Genomic DNA, 17,316 nt, shown 5'->3' on the forward strand with positions numbered 1-17,316 from the left:
CATTGAAGATTCGGATCGACATGGCTAGCGTGTCGCGGGAAAGAATATCCGCCAAGCAACGAGCGGGAATACGGGAGGAGACCGGCTGATGATTCGTGCGACAGCAATTGTGACGGCGGTCCTGGCGGTCACGGCCGCCGGTGCCTTGGCGGATGAGACCGCTCCCCAGGATGTCAAATTCGAGGATCTCGCCGTTGCCGCGTCGCTGACCGGCAAGCCAGGCGACCCGACCGTGGGACGGGACATTTTCAAGGACCGCAAGCTCGGCAACTGTCTTGCGTGCCACACCAATGCCGACATGCAAAAAGAGCTGTTCCACGGCACGGTCGGTCCGGCCATGGACGGCGCCGGCGACCGGTGGGAACCGGCTCAACTGCGCGCCATCATCACCGACGCCAAGCAGGTTTTCGGCGAACAGACCGTCATGCCGGGGTTTTATTCGCTCGCCGTCGGCAAAGACGTCCGCGAGGATCTTGTGGGCAAGACGATCCTGACGGCGCAACAGATCGAAGATGTCGTGGCCTATGTCGCCACGCTGAAGGAATAGCGCAAGCGCGAGGAGAACGAGAGATGACCATCAACAGACGCCAGGCGCTGGGCCTTACGGCGGGAGCGATCGCTCTTGCCGCCGTCGGCCTGCCCGGCCGCCACGCCTGGGCAACCCCCGAGGAAACCCAAAAGCGCATCGCCGAATTCACCGGCGGCAGGACGCCTGAAACCGGCCGGCTGACGCTGACGGCGCCCGAAATTGCCGAAAACGGCAACACGGTTCCGGTCTCCATCGAGGTCGAAAGCGCCATGGAAGGCGACGATGTCGTCGAGCAAGTCATGATCCTGGCCGAAGGCAACCCCAATCCCGACGTGGCGGTGTTCAATTTCTCCGAAGCCAGCGGCGTCGCCGCGGCGACGACGCGCATGCGCCTGGCCAAGACGCAGAACGTGATCGCCGTGGCGAAGATGAAGGACGGCTCGACCTTCATCGACCAGAAGGAAGTCAAGGTGACGATCGGCGGCTGCGGCGGCTGATCAGAGAGGAAACGACACAATGGCCACACCAAAACCGCGCGTGAAGCTCCCCAAGACCGCCTCGGCGGGGGAGGTCATCACCATCAAGACATTGATCAGCCACCCGATGGAATCGGGCCAGCGCAAGGACAAGAGCGGCGAGCCGATCCCGCGCCAGATCATCAACAAATTCACCTGCGAGTTCAACGGAACGCCGGTGTTTTCCTGCGACATCGACCCTGCGATCTCGGCCAATCCCTATTTCGAGTTCAATGCCAAGGTGGCCGAGAGCGGAACCTTCAAGTTCACCTGGGTCGACGACGACGGCTCGGTCTACGAGCACGAGGCCAGCATCGAGGTCAAATAGGACGGTCGGGCAGCAAAAGGGATCCGCGCGAACGGATTCCGGCCCGCAACCGCAAGGGAACGAATGGGAGGAAGGCCGTGAGGAATAGATACGCAATTGTCGGGCTTGGCGCGCTCCTGGCTTTCGCGACGGCTTTGCCGGCCGTGGCCGAGCCGGTCGACGATGAACTGGTTATCGACGGACAGACCATGACGGTGCGAACCGCCGCGCCCGAGGGCCATCCTTTCGACGAGCTCTTGTCCGGCTGGCTGTTCCGCGAAGCCGAAACGCGCGAACTGGAAGCCGATTCCTTCCAGAACCCGGGCATGCTTTACGTCGACCGCGGCGCCGACATCTGGAACACGGTCGACGGCACGATGGGCAAGTCGTGCGCGTCGTGCCACGACGACGCCGCCGACACCATGAAGGGCGTCGCCGCCAACTATCCCAAATGGGACGCCGACGCCAAGCGGCCGATCAATATCGAACTGCAGATCGACAAGTGCCGGGTGGAGAACATGGGGGCCGAGGCCTACAAGTTCGACGCGCCCGACCAGAAGGCGCTGACGACCTATATCAAGCACCAGTCGCTCGGCACGCCGGTCGCCGTCGACCTGAGCCAGGGCGACCTGCAGAGCTGGTGGGATCGCGGCAAGGAGATGTATTACACCCGCACGGGCCAGTTGAACTTCGCCTGCGCGTCCTGCCACGAGGCCAATTCCGGCCAATATATCCGCGCCGACCATCTGAGCCAGGGCCAGGCGAACGGCTTTCCGACCTACCGGCTGAAACAGGCCGACATGGTGTCGCTGCACAACCGTTTCCGCGGCTGCATCCGCGACACGCGGGCGGAATTTCCGAAAGCCTTTTCCGACGAGCTGATGGCGCTGGAAGTCTACGTCACCTGGCGCGGAACCGGCCTTTCGGTCGAAACGCCGGCCGTGCGTCAATAACCGCCGGCGTAGCCGGGCGCGGCGCGCGGCGTCGCGCATCAAAGCCAATGCCAAATGCACGCCGCTCCGTCCATCGCCGGGCGGACGTGGATGCCGTCGGGGCCAGAACATGATCTCAAGACGCGAATTCCTCATGGCAACGGCGGCTCTGTCGGCCGTCGCCGGTCCAGGCCTCGTCGGACGCTGGTCGCGGGCCGCCGCGCAGCAGACACTCACCGAAGACGCGCTGCTCGACTTCGAGGCGCACGGCAACGTCACCCTCGTGCACCTGACCGACATTCATGCCCAGCTTCGCCCTGTCTATTTCCGCGAACCGTCTGAGAATATCGGCGTCGGCGCGGTTGCCGGCCTGCCCCCGCATGTCACCGGCGCCGACTTCCTCAAGCTCTACGACATCGACCCGGGCAGCCCGCATGCCTATGCGCTGACGTCAGAGGATTTTTCCGCGCTCGCCCGCACCTATGGCCGCATGGGCGGGCTCGACCGCATTGCCACCATCGTCAAGCGCATCCGCGCCGAGCGCGGCGACAACATGCTGCTTCTGGACGGCGGCGACACCTGGCAGGGCAGCTACACCGCGCTGAAGACCAACGGCCAGGACATGGTCGAGGCCATGAACGCGCTCGCACCCGACGCCATGACCGGCCACTGGGAATTCACCTATGGCGCCGAGCGGGTCACGGAGATCATCGGTTCCCTGCCCTTCCCCTTCCTCGGCGGCAACATCTACGACGCGGAATGGAACGAGCCGGCTTTCGAGGCCTACAAGATGTTCGAACGCGGCGGCGTCAACATCGCCGTGCTCGGCCAGGCCTTTCCCTATACGCCGATCGCCAATCCGCGCTGGATGTTCCCGAACTGGTCGTTCGGCATCCGCGAGGAGGATATCGCGGCCAATGTCGCCGCCGCGCGCGCCGCCGGCGCCGATCTGGTGGTGCTTTTGTCGCATAACGGCTTCGACGTCGACCGCGCGCTCGCCGCGCGCGTTTCGGGTATCGACATCATCCTGACCGGCCACACCCACGACGCCCTGCCCGAGCCGGTCAAGGTCGGCTCGACGCTGCTGATCGCCAGCGGTTCGCACGGCAAGTTCGTCACCCGGCTCGATCTCGACGTGCGCGACGGCGCGCTCAAGGGCTTCCGTCACCGGCTGATCCCGGTCTTTTCCGACGTGATCGCGCCCGACGCGGAGATGGACGGCCTCATCACGCGGCTGCGGGCGCCGTTCGAGGACGAGTTGAGGCGCGAGCTGGCGACCACCGAAACGCTGCTTTACCGGCGCGGCAATTTCAACGGCACGTTCGACGATCTGATCTGCCAGGCGCTGCTCGACGTGCGCGAGGCCGACATCGCGCTCTCGCCCGGTTTTCGCTGGGGCACCTCGGTGCTGCCGGGCGAAAAGATCACCGTCGAAGACCTGCACAATGCCTGCGCCATGACCTACCCCGCCGCCTATCGCTCCACGATGAGCGGCGAGACCATCCACGCCATCCTGGAGGACGTGGCCGACAACCTGTTCAACGCCGATCCCTATTATCAGCAGGGCGGCGACATGGTGCGTGTCGGCGGCATGGCCTATACGATCGATCCCGGCGCGACGATGGGCAACCGCATCACCGACATGACGCTGGTCGAGACCGGCGCGGCCGTCGAGCCGGGGCGCGACTATGTCGTGGCCGGCTGGGCCTCCGTGAACGAGGCCACCGAAGGCCCGCCGATCTGGGAGGTGGTCGAGGACTATCTCGCCGGCAACCCGGTCGTGGAGCTGAAGGAAAACCGGCTCGTCACGCTGAAAAACTGACCACCAAGACAGGGCGGCGATGGACAGATGAGTTGCGGCTTGATATATATTAAAATTCATATGTGTATATAGATACCCGGCCGGACGGAACCGAACCATGCCTGATCAGCCATCGAGACGCGGTTTTTTGCAAGGCGGCCTGGCCGCCGGCGCGGCACTCGCCACCGCGACGACCGCCGCGCGCGCGGCCGACGATCCCGCCATCACCGAAATCCAGGACTGGAACCGCTATGCCGGGCCGGGCGTCGACGCCGAACCCTACGGCGTGCCCTCGCCCTACGAGGCCCATGTGGTGCGCCGCAACGTGCCGTGGCTGACGGCCGATCCGATTTCCTCGGTCAACTTCACGCCGCTGCACGAGCTCGACGGCATCATCACGCCCAACGGGCTGTGCTTCGAGCGCCACCACGCCGGCATCGCCGAGATCGACCCCGCACAGCATCGGCTGATGATCAACGGCATGGTCGACACGCCGCTGGTCTTCACCATGGCCGATTTGATGCGTTTTCCGCGCGAAAACCACGTCTATTTCCTCGAATGCGCCGCCAATTCCGGCATGGAATGGCGCGGCGCGCAGCTCAATGGCTGCCAGTTCACCCACGGCATGGTGCATTGCGTGATGTATACCGGCGTCAAGCTGCGCCACCTGCTGGAGGAAGCCGGCATCCGCGCGGGCGCGGCCTGGGTCATGCCCGAGGGCGCCGATGCGTCAGGCATGGCCCGCTCGCTGCCGCTCGAAAAGGCGCTCGACGACTGCCTGGTCGCCTTCAAGATGAACGGCGAGGCGTTGCGGCCCGGCCAGGGTTATCCGCTGCGGCTGGTGGTGCCCGGCTGGGAAGGCAATCTTTGGGTGAAATGGCTGCGCCGTCTCGAGATCGGCGACAAGCCGTGGCAGCTGCGCGAGGAGACCTCGAAATATACCGACCTGCTCGCCAACGGCAAAGCCAGGCGCTTCACCTGGGAGATGGACGTCAAATCCGTCATCACCAATCCGAGCCCGCAGGCGCCGGTCACCCACGGCCGCGGCCGGCTGGTTCTGGCCGGGCTTGCCTGGTCGGGCGGCGGGCGCGTCAGCCGGGTCGACGTCTCGATCGACGGCGGCCGCAACTGGACGACGGCGCGTCTCGACGGGCCGAGCCTGCCCAAGGCGCTGCACCGGTTCTACCATGCGTTCGACTGGGACGGTTCCGAGCTCTTCCTGCAGTCGCGCGCCATCGACGAAAACGGCTTCGTGCAGCCGACCAAGAACGACCTGCGCGCCGCGCGCGGGGAAAATTCCATCTACCACAATAACGGCATCCAGACCTGGCATGTGGCAAAAGACGGAGTGGTCGAGAATGTCGAGATTTCCTAGGCTCGCCGCCGCGCTTGCCCTGTCGCTGCTGCCGGCGGCGGCCTTGGCCGAAGGCGACGTTGACGCCGGCGAAAAGGTCTTTGCCAAGTGCAAGGCCTGTCACGCCGTCGGCGATGGCGCCAGGAACAGGGTCGGACCGCAACTGAACGACGTGTTCGGCCGTATCGCCGGCACGGCTGACGGGTTCCGCTATTCGCCCGCGATGGTGAAGGCCGGCGAGGACGGGCTGGTCTGGAGCGAGGAGACGCTGGCGGCCTATCTCACCGCCCCGCGCGCCTTCATCAAGGGCAACCGGATGGCCTTCGCCGGTCTGAAGAAGGACGCCGAGATCGACGACATCCTCGCCTATCTGGCGACATTTTCGCAATCGGGCGACGACGACGCGGCATCCGCCGAACCGGCGCCGGCCGATACGCCCGATACACCGAACGAGGATACCGCGATCGCCGAAGCCGAACCCAAAGCCGACGAGCCCGAGGAGGCCGTGGTGGAGGCGGACGCTGCGGCCGAGCCGCCCGCCCATGGCGTCTTCCATCTCGGCCGGCCCGCCACTGAGGCGGAGATCGCGGCCTGGGACATCGACATCCGTCCCGACGGCGCCGGCCTGCCGGTCGGCAGCGGCACGGTTCTGCAAGGCGAGACGGTCTATACCGAGCAATGCGCGGTCTGCCATGGCGATTTCGGCGAGGCGATCGGGCGCTGGCCGGTGCTGGCGGGCGGCTACGACACGCTGACGCGCGAGCGCCCGGTTAAGACGATCGGCTCCTACTGGCCCTATCTGTCGACGGTCTACGACTATGTGCGCCGCGCCATGCCGTTCGGCAACGCCCGCTCGCTGTCCGACGACGACGTCTACGCCTTGACCGCCTATGTGCTATATTTGAACGACATCGTCACCGACGAGGCGTTCGAGCTGAACCAGGACAATCTGGCCACGATCCGGCTGCCGAACGAGGACGGCTTCATCGCCGACGACAGGCATGAGGAACCGCATTATGCGGCCGGGGCCGAGCCCTGCATGCGCGACTGCAAGCCCGGCAAGGCCGAGATCGTCCAGCACGCCGCCGTGCTCGACGTGACGCCCGAAGGCGATGGCGACGAGGACGGCACCGGCGGCGGCATCGACTGACCGCGGTCCGGGCCGCCTTTGATGACGCAACGCGGGAGCGACGACGTGCCGAACAGGGCCCGAAAAACGCCACGACGCGCAGCCTCGCGTCTGTCGACCGGCGCCATCGCCCTGTTCCTGTGCGTGCCCGCCGTGGCGAGCGAAACCGGCCCGCCACCGCCATCGGCCGAAGACCTGCTGCGGGCCGAACATCTGGAGACCGAAATTCTGTCTCTCGACGGCGACGCCGCTTTCGGCGAATATCTCGGCGGCGAATGCGTGACTTGCCACCAGTCATCCGGCGCCGGCGGAACCATACCGCCGATCGCCGGCCTGCCGGTCGATCACACGGTGCGGGCGCTGGTGGAATACAAGCTCGGCCTGCGCGCCAACGAGGTCATGCGGTTGATGACGGCGCGGCTGGAGGCCGACGAAATCGCCGCCCTTGCCGCCTATTTCGCCGAGCTGTCGCCGTAGAGCGTTTTGAGGCGAAGGGGATGCCGGTTCGCCGTTCGGAAACGCGTTGAAACGAGAAGGTGAAGCCGGCCTGCGATTTGATGACAAGCAGAACGGCACTTGGATTTGGAGCACGACGCACAAGAACGTCTTTCGCTTGAAAACCGGTACTCGGGAGGATGCCATGACCGGATTGACGAGAAGGCAATTTACAACACTGGTCGGCGCCGGCGCGGCCAGCCTCGCAGCGCCCACATATCTGCGCGCCCAGGGCAAGCCGCGCGTGGTCGTGATCGGCGGCGGCGCGGGCGGTGCGACAGCGGCGAAATATATCGCCAAGGATTCCAACGGCGCGATCGACGTGACGCTGGTGGAGGACAGCGACAGCTTCACCACCTGTTTCTTCTCCAACCTCTATCTGGGCGGCTTGCGCGACTTCCAGTCGATCACCCACAGCTACGACCAGCTGGTCTCGGCCTACGGCATCACCAAGGTGACGGGCCGGGCGAGCGCCGTCGACCGCGCCGCGAAGACCGTGACCATGGCGGACGGCGCCACGCTTGCCTATGACCGGCTTATCCTGTCGCCCGGCATCGACATGATCTGGGATTCCGTGCCCGGCTATTCCCAGGCCCACGCCGAGATCGCCCCGCATGCCTGGCAGGCCGGTCCGCAGACCGAACTCCTGAAAGCCAGGCTCGACGCCGTCGCCGACGGCGAGACGATCGTCATGGTCGCCCCGCCCAACCCCTATCGTTGTCCGCCCGGACCTTACGAGCGCGTCTCGATGATGGCGCATGTGCTCAAAGCCAAGGGTTACACCGGCGCCAAGATCGTCGTCATCGACCCGAAGGCGAAATTCTCCAAACAGGGCCTGTTCCAGGCCGGCTGGGAAAAACACTATCCCGGCATGGTCGAGTGGTACGGGCCCGACATCCATGGCGGCATCAAGACCGTCGACGCCGGCGCCGGCACGGTCGAGACCGATTTCGACACCTTCAAGGGCGCGCTCTTAAACGTCATCCCGGCGCAGAAGGCCGGCGCCATCGCCGACGGCTTCGCCGATGACAGCGGCTTCTGCCCGATCGACGCCGCCTCGATGCGCTCGACGATGGACGAGGCGGTATTCGTGATCGGCGATGCCTCGATCGCCGGCGACATGCCCAAATCCGGCTTCTCGGCCAACAGCCAGGCCAAGATCGCGGCCATGAATGCCCGCGGCGACCTGACGGATTCCAAGGTCTTTCCGGCGAAATATTCCAACACCTGCTGGTCGCTGATCGAGACCGACGACGGCGTCAAGGTCGGCGCCCAGTACGAGCCCAAGGACGGCAAGATCACCTCGGTGGTGAGTTTCATCAGCCAGACCGGCGAGGACGCCGCGCTGCGCAAGGCCACCTACGAGGAATCGCTTGGCTGGTATTCCGGCATCGTCGCCGACATGTTCGGCTGAACGGGCGCCGCTTTCGGGGATCAAGCCGGCCTCGTACCTCGGACGACCGGGATGGCGAACCGATCACGCCATCCCGCTTCGTGACCGGTCGCGCCCGGCTTCGGGTCTATTCGGCCGGCACCGCGTGCGAACGCGTCGACACGGCGGCGGCCGGACGCGCGTCGATCAGCCTGTCGGCCGCCGCCGCGCCGCCGATCATGGCGGCAAGACCGAGCAGCGACGACAGCGCCAGCACCGCGCCGCCGGTGAAGCCGGCGCCGATGGTGCAGCCGACCGCCAGGATACCGCCGAAGCCCATCAGCACCGCGCCGAGCGTGTAGCGCAGGACCGAGGGCGTTCCGGGTTCGGAAAAGCCGGCGATACGGAAGTCGCGGAACAGCAGCGCGGCCGCGAAGGCGCCGGCGAGCGTGCCGATCAGCACACCCTGGTCGAGACCCGGGCCGTCGCTGCCGGCTTGCGCCAGCCCGCCCGTCGTGGCGAGCGGGCGGATATAGGACAGGCTCTCGGCCTGGATCGGGTCGAACACCTGCAGCGACAGCGTGTAGGTGAACCACCAGCCGGCGACCACCGACAGGCCGACGCCGATCCCGCCGACGACCCGCCACGGCGACGGTCGCGCCTTCACCGCCAGCAGCAGCGCCGCTAACGCCAGCGCCGCGCCGATGACGACACCGGCCTGCTGGCCAAGACCGGCATGGGCGAGAACGTCGTTGCCGCCAAGCTGCGCCGTGCTCCACAGTCCACCGATCGCATCGCGCGCCGGCACCAGCACGCCGCTATAGGTGGCCAGCCCCACCACCGCGATCACCACGGATGTGTAGAGGGCGCGCAGATTGCCCGAGGCCGAAAGCACGATCAGCCGCGATACGCAGCCACGCGCCAGCACCATGCCGACGCCGAACAGGGCGCCGCCGATCAGCGCGCCCGACAGGCTCTGCGCGGTGGAAAAGAAGCGCGTTTCCAGGACTTCGAGACGGCCGCTTGCCAGCAGATATTGCACGCCAAGCACGGCAGCGGCGAAACCGGCCGCCCACACCGCGAGCGCCTTCAGGTCGCGCCCACGCGTCAGGTCGAGCACGGCCGAACGGGTGCAAAAGGCGCTGCGCTGGGCGAAAACGCCAAAAAGCGCGCCGATCAGCGCGCCGCCGGCGATCGCGGTTCCGCGCTCGCCCAGTTGATCGATCAGGGGAACGAAATCCATGGCTCAAGGCTCCGGATGACACTGGCCGCAAAATAAGCCATCCGGGGCGGATTGGCAGGAAACCGTCCTCTCACCGGAACCGGGCTTGCGGAACGGTTTTGCGCGGTTTTGCCGGCAAGCGGCATTTCATTCCACTTGCCGGATCGCGCAAGAGCGGCCGTTCAGCCCAGCACCTCGGCAACGGCCTCGGCCGTCTTGGAGACGATCTCGTCGGCTTCGGCCGGCGTCAAGCAGAGCGGCGGCGCGAAACCCAGTATGTCGCCCTGCGGCATGGCGCGGGCGATCACCCCGCGTTTCATCAATGCGGCCGCGACGGCTGGACCGACCTTCTTGGACGGATCGAAGAAGGTCCGCTTGTCCTTGTCGTCCATGAACTCGACGGCGGCCAGCATGCCCTCGCCGCGCACCTCGCCGACGTGACTATGGTCGGCAAGCGCGTCACTCATCGCCGCGTTGAAATAGGCGCCGGTTTCGGCGGCGTTTTCGACCAGGCCGAGACTGTCGATCAGCTTCAGATTGGCAACACCGGCCGCCGCCCCGATCGGGTGCGCGGAATAGGTCCAGCCATGGCCGATCGGCCCGTTCTCGTCGGTCCCCTGCTCCAGCACCGTCCACACCCGGTCGCCGATGATCGAGCCCGACAGCGGCGCGTAGGCCGAGGTCAGCCCCTTGGCGATGGTGACGATGTCGGGTTTCATGCCGTAATGGTCCGAGCCCATCATCGTGCCCAGCCGACCGAAGCCCGTCACCACCTCGTCGGCGATCAGCAAGATGTCGTGCTTTTCCAGCACCGTCTGGATCGCCTGCCAATAGCCTTGCGGCGGCGGCACGATGCCGCCGGTGCCAAGCACCGGCTCGCCGATGAAGGCCGCGATCGTGTCGGCGCCCTCGCGCGCGATCAGCGCTTCGAGCTCGGCCACGCAATGGGCGACGAAGTCGGCCTCGCTCATCGCCAGGTCGGGCCGGCGGAAATAATACGGCGCCTCGGTGTGCAGGATGCGCTCGAGCGGCAGATCGAACTTCTTGTGGAAGAGCTCCAGCCCGGTCAGCGACCCGGTCACCAGCCCCGATCCGTGATAGCCGCGCCAGCGCGAGATGATCTTCTTCTTTTCCGGCCGGCCGAGAATATTGTTGTAGTACCAGGTAAGCTTGACGTTGGTCTCGTTGGCGTCGGAACCGCCAAGGCCGAAATAGACCTTCGACATGCCCTGCGGCGCACGCTCCAGCACCATTTTGGCGAGCGTGATCGAGGCTTCCGTGCCGTGGCCGACATAGGCATGATAATAGGCGAGTTCCTTGGCCTGTTCGGCGATCGCCTCGGCGATCTCCGGCCGCCCATAGCCGACATTGACGCAATAAAGGCCGGCGAAGGCGTCGAGCAGCCTGTTGCCGTCGCGGTCCTCGATGAACACGCCCTTGCCGCCCGACACGATGCGGTTCGGCGCTTCGCCGCGCGCGTGCTGGGCGAGATGCGTGGAGGGATGGAAGAAATTCTCCCGGTCCCACTGGTCGAGCAGATCGTTTCTGAGCATGGTTTTCTCCTATGTCACGATCGGGCCGAAATCCGTTGTGGTCAGGATCTCGGCGCCGTTTTCGGTCAAGAGCACGGGGTTCGAGACGAAATAGTCGCCCCGGCCGGTTCCCATCAGCCAGGAGAGCACGTGGAAACTCATCCCGGCCTTGATTTTCATATCGCTGTCGGCGCGCAGCCCGGTCACGCGGTTGCCGCCGGTCCACGATGGCGGCACGCCGATGCCGACCGCGTAGCCGCAATGATGACGGCGATAATGCGAAAGCCCGGCGGCGTCCACCACGTCCTGCCAGGCGCGGTAGACCGCGCCGGCCGTCCGTCCCGGTCTGAGCGCGGCCAGAACCGCGTCGAAGCCGGCCTTTGCCGTCTCCGCCATCGCCGCGTCGTCGGCTTCGATCCCGCCGACATGGACCAGACGGCCGATCGGCGCATGATAGCGCGCCACGCAGCCCGACAGTTCCAAAAACACCGGCTCGCCGGCCGGGTAGCGCCCGTCGCCCCAGGTCGCATGCTCCTCGCCGAGCCGCGCGCCCGGCCGGATGAAGGGACCGAAGCCCGGCGTGTCGCCGCCGGCGTGGATCATCGCCGCGTGGCATTCCGCGGCCACCTCGCGTTCGTTTGCCCCGGCGCCGATCGCCACCATCGCCGCCGCCATCGCCACGTCGGTCACCCGGGCGGCCTGGCGCAACAACGCCTGCTCGGCCGGCGACTTGACCAGCCGCATGGCATCCACCAGCCCGGTCACATCGTGCCAGTCGACATGCGCCAGACCCGCGCCGAGCGCCCGGCCGAAGCCGAGGCTCAGCCCGGCCGACCAGTGTTCGAGCCCCAGCCGCGCCGGGGCGGCGAACCGGCCGCGCAGGATCCGGACCGCCAGATCTGCCGCCGTCTCGGTGTCGGCATGCCCCTCGAAACGGGCATTGCGCACATAGGTCTCGATCGAAACGCGTTCCATCGCCCGCGTCACCAGCACCAACTCGCCATCGGCCGGCACGATCAGGATATGCGGGGCGAAATAGCCCCAATGGTCGAGGCCAGTCAGATAGAAGATGTTTTCCGGCGTGGAGATCAGCGCCGCGTCGAGGGCGAGCGCCGCAAGCGCCTCGCGCAGCCGCGCCACACGCCCGGCCAGTTCCGCGTCGGAAAACGGGTTGCGGTGCATCGGCGCCTCAATCGGTTTCCCGGCAGATATATTTGATCTCGGCATAGGCTTCCATGCCGTGGCGCGAGCCCTCGCGCCCGAGGCCGGCCTGCTTGACGCCGCCGAACGGCACCGGCGCGCCGGTGATCTTGGTGCGGTTGACCGCCACCATGCCGAATTCGAGCGCTCGCGCCAGGCGCGCCGCGCGCCCGGTATCGCCGGTGTGCAGATAGGCCACCAGCCCGGTCTCGGTGGCGTTGGCCCTGGCCAGCACCTCGTCCTCGGCGTCGAACGGGGCGAACCCGGCCACCGGGCCGAACGTTTCCTCGCGAAAGATCAGCGCGTCGTCGCCGACATCGGCAAGCACGGTCGGCGCAAAGAAATTCTCCCCTGCCGGATGCGGCTCCCCGCCGGTCACCAGCCGCGCGCCGCGCGCCAGCGCGTCGGCCACGTGCTCGCGCTGCTTGGCGACCGCGCGGCCGTTGATCAGCGGCCCGATATCGGGATCGGCAAGGCCCGGCCCCACCGTCAGGCGGGCCACGCGTTCGGCAAAGGCCGCCACGAAGCGGGCGTAGATCGGCCGTTCGACATAAAAGCGGTTGGCGGCCAGGCAGTCCTGTCCCGAGGTGGCGAACTTGGCCGCGACGGCGCGCTCGACCGCGCGTTCGAAATCGCAATCGGCGAAGGCGATGAAGGGCGCATGCCCGCCGAGCTCCATCACCAGGCGCTTCACCGTCGGCGCCGATTGGGCGTAGAGCAGCCGGCCGATCTCGGTCGAGCCGGTGAAGGAAACGACACGCACCAGCCGCGAGGCCGTCATCGCGCCGACCACCTCGGTCGCGCGTCCGGTCAGGACGTTGAAGACGCCGGCCGGCAGCCCGGCCCGTTCGGCGAGCTCGGCCAGCGCCAGCGCCGAAAACGGCGTCTCGGACGACGGATGGGCGACCACGGTGCAGCCGGCGGCGAGCGCGGCCGCCGCCTTGCGCGTCAGCATGGCGGCGGGAAAGTTCCACGGCGTGACAAGCGCCGCCACACCGGCAGGCTGGCGGATCACCGACATCTCGGCCCCGGGAAGATGCGAGGTCACGCTTTCCACGTTGAGCCGTTTCGCCTCCTCGGCATAGAACTCGATGAAGGAGGCGGCGTAGTCGATCTCGCCCAGCGCTTCCGACAGCGGCTTTCCCTGCTCCTCCACCATCAGCCGGGCGAGATCCTCGCGCGCCGCGCCGACCAGCTCGAACCAGCGCCGCAACACGGTGGCGCGCTCCTGCGGCAATTTCGCCGACCAGGCGGAAAAGGCGCGATGCGCGGCCGCGATCGCTGCCTCGACATCGCCCGCCGTCAACGCCGGCACCGCGCCGATCCTGCGGCCGTCGGCAGGGTCGGTGACGTCGATCGCCGTTGCCGACGCCCCGGCGACCCACGCGCCGTCGACATAGGCGAACTCGCGGAAAAGCCGCGGGTCACGCAGCGCGGACAGGGATGTCTTTTCCAGCTTGGCGACCGCGTTCATGGCAGGGCTCCTCCGTTCCGGTTGCGCCTGAACTGTCGACCGCCGGCCGGCGAAGTTTTTCTTGAAGACCCCGCCCCGCGCAGACGGTTTTTCGGTTTTGCCCGCCCTGGGAGCGCTCATTCGTCTTCCGGAGCCGGCGGCACCAGCGCGGCGAAGGGCAGCCGCGCCGAAAGCTTGACCGGCTTGGTCACGACATAGGTGAAATAGCGCGCCAGCCCGACCTGGCTTTCCAGCAACTCGTCGACCAGGCGCTGATAGGCGTCGATGTCGCGCGCGATCACCTGCAAGATGTAGTCGAAACCGCCGCCCACCGCCCAGCAGGCGACGATCTCGTCGTGGCGGGCGACCGCGCGCTCGAAAATCTGGAAATGTTCGGCCCGGTGTCCTTCCAGTTCGGCCGCCATGAAGATCACGACATGCGGCGCGATCTTCTTTAGCGCCACTTCGGCCCGGTAGCCGGTGATGATGCCGGCCTTTTCGAGCCGCTTCAGCCGCTCCCAGCAGGGCGCCGCGGTCAGGTTGACGCGCCGGGCGAGCTCGGATTTCGATATCCGCCCTTCCTCGCGCAGAATGGCGAGGATCTTCATGTCGCGATCGTCGAGTTTCAGCATGCGCGCGCCATTCAGGTCGAAATCACCGTGCCCGCGCCACCGGCGCGCGCCGCCGCCAGCGCCACGGTGGCGATCGCGGTATCCTGCGCGCCGGTGCCGGTCAGGTCGCAAACCGTCACCTGCGCTTCGCTCACCCGGCCGGGCCTGGCGCCGGCGACGATGTCGCCCAGTTCTGGCGGCGTGCCGCCGCGCCAAAGCCCGGCCGCGATCGCGGCGCGCAACTCGCCGAGCCGTTCGCACTGGCTCACCCGGTCGGCGACGTAGAGCCCGGCCTCGACCAGCGCGCGCGGCTCGATCTCGTTCTTGCCGCCCTGGTCGGAGCCCATCGCCGTCACGTGCAGGCCCGGATGCAGCCAGTCGGCCAGGAAGATAGGCTCCTCGGCCGGTGTCGTGGTCACCACGAGCTGCGATTGCGCGGCCAAGTCGGCCGGATCGGCGATGGCGCTGGCCTCGATGCCGAGCGCGGCCGAAATGTCGGCCGCGCAGGCCGCGGCCTTGGCGCCGTCGCGCGCCCACACGAGCACACGCCGAAACGGACGCACCAGGTGAGCGGCCTGGATCTGCAGCCGCGCCTGGACGCCGGCGCCGTAGACGCCGGCGGTCGCCACCGTCGCCGGCGCCAGATGCCGGGCCGCGACCGCGCCTGCGGCCGCCGTGCGCACATCGGTCAGATAGCCATTGTCCAAAAGCACAGCCTCGACCAGCCCGGTCTTCGCCGAAAACAGCACCATAAGACCGTTCAGGCTCGGCAGACCGAGCGCGGGATTGTCGAAGAAACCGGGGCTGACCTTGATCGCAAAGCTCTCGAAGCCCGGAATATAGGCGGTCTTCACGTCGACCTCGCCATTGGCGTCGGGGAACGCCATCGACAGAACCGGCGGCATCACCACCTCGCCCGAGGCGAGCGCGGCGAAAGCCCGCTCGACCGTGTCGACGACGGCGAGATCAAGCCGCACCGCCGCGCGCAGCTCGTTTTCGGTCAGGATGGTGATGTCATGCGGCATAAGGCGCTCCCGTGATGCGATAGTCGCCAAGCGTCACATCGGCACCGCGCATGATGGCGTTGAAAACCGCCATGTCGACATTGCGGCCGGTGATGATGGTGGCGACCGGGCCGGCGAGGTCGCCCAGCCTTCCGGCGATGAGGGCGGCGGCGCCGACCGCGCTTGCGCCCTCGCACACCAGCCGGTCCTCGAAATAATGCGTCTGCAAGGCGCGGTAGATCTCCTCCTCCGTCACCAGGATCACATCGTCGAGATGATCGCGGCAAAGCCGGAAAGATAGCTTGTTGTCGAGCCCGATGCCGCCGCCGAGCGAATCGGCCAGGCTCGCCACCTCCTCGACCTCGACCGGACGCCCCGCCGCCAGCGAGGCGTGCATGGCAGCCCCCCGGTCCATCGATATGCCCACCACCCGCACCGACGGCTTGATCGTCTTGGCCGCCAGCGCCACCCCGCCGGCAAGCCCGCCGCCCGACAGCGGCACCAGCAGCGTCGCGATATCGGGGCGGCGCTCCAAAATTTCCAGCCCGATCGTACCCTGGCCGGCGATCACATGCGGGTCGTCGAACGGCGAAATCTCCGTCAGTCCCTCCTCCGCGCACAGGCGCAGGCTTTCCGCCAGCGCCTCGTCCTGGCTCCGGCCGACGATGCGCACCTCCGCGCCCAGCGCCTTGATGCCGTCGATCTTGGTCTGCGGCACCAGCGAGGACATGCAGATCACCGCCCTGATGCCGCGCGCCCGCGCCGCGAAAGCCACCCCGCGCCCGTGATTGCCGGTCGAACAGCAGGTCACGCCGCGCGTCGCGTCCTCCAGCTTGAAGACCGCGTTGACCGCGCCGCGCAGCTTGAAGGCGCCGACCGGCTGTGTCGTTTCCAGCTTGAGCAGGAATTCGCCGCCGGCCCGCGCACTGAGATGCGCAGACGGCACCAGCGGCGTGTCGCTCGCCGTGCCGGCGATGGTGCGCCGGGCCTCGAAAATGTCGGAAAGGGTCAGGGAAATCATGCCAGGATCGATCGCAACAGAAAAGACAAAGCGGCTGTCGAACAAAACCCTGCCCGCTACCCCGCCTCCAGCACGGCGCTCAGGAACTGGCGCGTGCGGTCGCTGTCGGGGTCGTTGAACAGCTTGTCGGGCGGTCCCTGCTCGGCGATCTTGCCGCCGTAGAAGAAGCAGACCCGGTCGGAGAATTCACGGGCAAAACCCATCTGGTGGGTGACCATCAGCATGGTGAGATCGTGCTCGGCGCCTAGATTTCGGATGACGTTGAGCACCTCGCCGACGAGCTCTGGGTCGAGCGCGGAAGTCACCTCGTCGAACAGCATCACCTTCGGCCGCATCGCCAGTGCCCGGGCGATCGCCACGCGCTGTTTCTGGCCGCCCGACATCTGGATCGGGAAATGTCCCTTCTTGTCGCCGAGCCCGACCATGTCGAGCAGTTCGGACGCGCGACTCTCGGCTTCGTCCCGCGGCAGACCGAGCACGGAAACCGGAGCCTCCATGCAGTTCTGCAGCGCGGTCATGTGTGGAAACAGATTGAAGTGCTGGAACACCATGCCGATCTTGCCGCGCACGCGCCGCAGATGGCGCTCGCTGGCCTTCACCAGCGTGCCGTTCCTGTCCATATGGGTCAGCGGCTCGCCGTCGACCCAGATCACGCCGTCATTGATGCGCTCAAGCGTCATCAGCATTCTGAGTACGGTGGTCTTGCCGGAACCCGACGGCCCGATGATTGAGACTTTCTCGTTGCGCTCGATGTCGAGATTGAGCTGGTCGAGCACGGTCAGCGCCCCGTAGCGCTTGGTGACGTTTTCGAAACGGACCATCGGATCGCTCATGACGGG

The 17,316-nt window shown here is 66.7% G+C and carries 17 protein-coding genes; 9 read left to right on the forward strand and 8 right to left on the reverse strand.

Annotated elements, in window-relative coordinates; genetic code table 11:
• Positions 1-88: 88 nt before the first annotated feature.
• The 9 genes from soxX to ACT2B0_RS14250 all read left to right on the forward strand — a co-directional run bounded on the left by soxX (position 89) and on the right by ACT2B0_RS14250 (position 8,476).
• On the forward strand, positions 89-547 hold the full coding sequence (gene soxX / locus ACT2B0_RS14210; RefSeq protein WP_473458521.1) for a sulfur oxidation c-type cytochrome SoxX: 459 nt from the start codon (positions 89-91) through the stop codon (positions 545-547).
• Positions 548-570: 23 nt separating this feature from the next.
• The gene (soxY, locus tag ACT2B0_RS14215) at positions 571-1,026 is read left to right on the forward strand and encodes a thiosulfate oxidation carrier protein SoxY (protein ID WP_473458523.1); all 456 of its coding nucleotides are present in this window, start codon (positions 571-573) and stop codon (positions 1,024-1,026) included.
• A gap of 19 nt (positions 1,027-1,045) precedes the next feature.
• A complete protein-coding gene (gene soxZ / locus ACT2B0_RS14220) occupies positions 1,046-1,372 on the forward strand; it encodes a thiosulfate oxidation carrier complex protein SoxZ (protein WP_473458525.1) in 327 nt (108 codons plus the stop codon).
• A gap of 77 nt (positions 1,373-1,449) precedes the next feature.
• On the forward strand, positions 1,450-2,304 hold the full coding sequence (gene soxA / locus ACT2B0_RS14225; protein WP_473458527.1) for a sulfur oxidation c-type cytochrome SoxA: 855 nt from the start codon (positions 1,450-1,452) through the stop codon (positions 2,302-2,304).
• Positions 2,305-2,413: 109 nt separating this feature from the next.
• On the forward strand, positions 2,414-4,105 hold the full coding sequence (gene soxB, locus ACT2B0_RS14230; RefSeq protein WP_350149083.1) for a thiosulfohydrolase SoxB: 1,692 nt from the start codon (positions 2,414-2,416) through the stop codon (positions 4,103-4,105).
• 97 nt (positions 4,106-4,202) lie between these two features.
• Positions 4,203-5,459 (forward strand): sulfite dehydrogenase, encoded by a 1,257-nt coding sequence (gene soxC / locus ACT2B0_RS14235; RefSeq protein ID WP_473458529.1) that lies wholly within the window; start codon positions 4,203-4,205, stop codon positions 5,457-5,459.
• A complete protein-coding gene (locus ACT2B0_RS14240) occupies positions 5,443-6,588 on the forward strand; it encodes a c-type cytochrome (protein ID WP_473458531.1) in 1,146 nt (381 codons plus the stop codon). The genes soxC and ACT2B0_RS14240 overlap by 17 nt, the downstream gene beginning before the upstream one ends.
• Positions 6,589-6,633: 45 nt before the next feature.
• Positions 6,634-7,044, forward strand: a complete 411-nt coding sequence (locus ACT2B0_RS14245) for a c-type cytochrome (protein ID WP_473458533.1) — start codon at positions 6,634-6,636, stop codon at positions 7,042-7,044.
• Between the two features lie 163 nt (positions 7,045-7,207).
• Positions 7,208-8,476: an FCSD flavin-binding domain-containing protein gene (locus ACT2B0_RS14250; RefSeq protein WP_473458535.1), complete on the forward strand. Its 1,269-nt coding sequence runs from the start codon at positions 7,208-7,210 to the stop codon at positions 8,474-8,476.
• Positions 8,477-8,582: 106 nt separating this feature from the next.
• On the opposite strand, the gene ACT2B0_RS14255 is transcribed toward ACT2B0_RS14250, so the two are convergent.
• The 8 genes from ACT2B0_RS14255 to ehuA form a co-directional block, all read right to left on the reverse strand.
• The gene (locus ACT2B0_RS14255; protein WP_473458536.1) at positions 8,583-9,677 is read right to left on the reverse strand and encodes a YeeE/YedE thiosulfate transporter family protein; all 1,095 of its coding nucleotides are present in this window, start codon (positions 9,675-9,677) and stop codon (positions 8,583-8,585) included.
• A gap of 161 nt (positions 9,678-9,838) precedes the next feature.
• Positions 9,839-11,209 (reverse strand): aspartate aminotransferase family protein, encoded by a 1,371-nt coding sequence (locus tag ACT2B0_RS14260; protein WP_473458539.1) that lies wholly within the window; start codon positions 11,207-11,209, stop codon positions 9,839-9,841.
• Between the two features lie 9 nt (positions 11,210-11,218).
• Positions 11,219-12,370 (reverse strand): M24 family metallopeptidase, encoded by a 1,152-nt coding sequence (locus ACT2B0_RS14265; protein ID WP_473458541.1) that lies wholly within the window; start codon positions 12,368-12,370, stop codon positions 11,219-11,221.
• 7 nt (positions 12,371-12,377) lie between these two features.
• Positions 12,378-13,862, reverse strand: coding sequence for an NAD-dependent succinate-semialdehyde dehydrogenase (locus tag ACT2B0_RS14270; protein WP_473458543.1), 1,485 nt, complete (start codon positions 13,860-13,862; stop codon positions 12,378-12,380).
• Between the two features lie 116 nt (positions 13,863-13,978).
• On the reverse strand, positions 13,979-14,473 hold the full coding sequence (locus ACT2B0_RS14275) for an Lrp/AsnC family transcriptional regulator (protein ID WP_473458545.1): 495 nt from the start codon (positions 14,471-14,473) through the stop codon (positions 13,979-13,981).
• Positions 14,474-14,484: 11 nt separating this feature from the next.
• A complete protein-coding gene (locus tag ACT2B0_RS14280) occupies positions 14,485-15,477 on the reverse strand; it encodes a cyclodeaminase (protein ID WP_473458547.1) in 993 nt (330 codons plus the stop codon).
• A complete protein-coding gene (eutB, locus tag ACT2B0_RS14285; RefSeq protein ID WP_473458549.1) occupies positions 15,467-16,477 on the reverse strand; it encodes a hydroxyectoine utilization dehydratase EutB in 1,011 nt (336 codons plus the stop codon). Before eutB ends, ACT2B0_RS14280 begins: the two co-directional genes overlap by 11 nt.
• 56 nt (positions 16,478-16,533) lie before the next feature.
• On the reverse strand, positions 16,534-17,310 hold the full coding sequence (ehuA, locus tag ACT2B0_RS14290) for an ectoine/hydroxyectoine ABC transporter ATP-binding protein EhuA (protein ID WP_473458551.1): 777 nt from the start codon (positions 17,308-17,310) through the stop codon (positions 16,534-16,536).
• Positions 17,311-17,316 lie beyond the last annotated feature (6 nt).

Source organism: Nitratireductor sp. J20-h4 (genome assembly GCF_056780505.1).

Excerpts from the sequence above, each read along its gene's own strand:
- ACT2B0_RS14250 (WP_473458535.1), top strand. The coding sequence starts at position 7,208 with ATGACCGGATTGACGAGAAGGCAATTTACAACACTGGTCGGCGCCGGC.
- ACT2B0_RS14240 (WP_473458531.1), top strand. The coding sequence starts at position 5,443 with ATGTCGAGATTTCCTAGGCTCGCCGCCGCGCTTGCCCTGTCGCTGCTG.
- ACT2B0_RS14280 (WP_473458547.1), bottom strand. The coding sequence starts at position 15,477 with ATGCCGCATGACATCACCATCCTGACCGAAAACGAGCTGCGCGCGGCG.
- ehuA (WP_473458551.1), bottom strand. The coding sequence starts at position 17,310 with ATGAGCGATCCGATGGTCCGTTTCGAAAACGTCACCAAGCGCTACGGG.
- ACT2B0_RS14255 (WP_473458536.1), bottom strand. The coding sequence starts at position 9,677 with ATGGATTTCGTTCCCCTGATCGATCAACTGGGCGAGCGCGGAACCGCG.
- eutB (WP_473458549.1), bottom strand. The coding sequence starts at position 16,477 with ATGATTTCCCTGACCCTTTCCGACATTTTCGAGGCCCGGCGCACCATC.
- soxX (WP_473458521.1), top strand. The coding sequence starts at position 89 with ATGATTCGTGCGACAGCAATTGTGACGGCGGTCCTGGCGGTCACGGCC.
- soxB (WP_350149083.1), top strand. The coding sequence starts at position 2,414 with ATGATCTCAAGACGCGAATTCCTCATGGCAACGGCGGCTCTGTCGGCC.
- soxZ (WP_473458525.1), top strand. The coding sequence starts at position 1,046 with ATGGCCACACCAAAACCGCGCGTGAAGCTCCCCAAGACCGCCTCGGCG.
- ACT2B0_RS14265 (WP_473458541.1), bottom strand. The coding sequence starts at position 12,370 with ATGCACCGCAACCCGTTTTCCGACGCGGAACTGGCCGGGCGTGTGGCG.
- ACT2B0_RS14260 (WP_473458539.1), bottom strand. The coding sequence starts at position 11,209 with ATGCTCAGAAACGATCTGCTCGACCAGTGGGACCGGGAGAATTTCTTC.
- ACT2B0_RS14275 (WP_473458545.1), bottom strand. The coding sequence starts at position 14,473 with ATGCTGAAACTCGACGATCGCGACATGAAGATCCTCGCCATTCTGCGC.
- soxC (WP_473458529.1), top strand. The coding sequence starts at position 4,203 with ATGCCTGATCAGCCATCGAGACGCGGTTTTTTGCAAGGCGGCCTGGCC.
- soxY (WP_473458523.1), top strand. The coding sequence starts at position 571 with ATGACCATCAACAGACGCCAGGCGCTGGGCCTTACGGCGGGAGCGATC.
- ACT2B0_RS14270 (WP_473458543.1), bottom strand. The coding sequence starts at position 13,862 with ATGAACGCGGTCGCCAAGCTGGAAAAGACATCCCTGTCCGCGCTGCGT.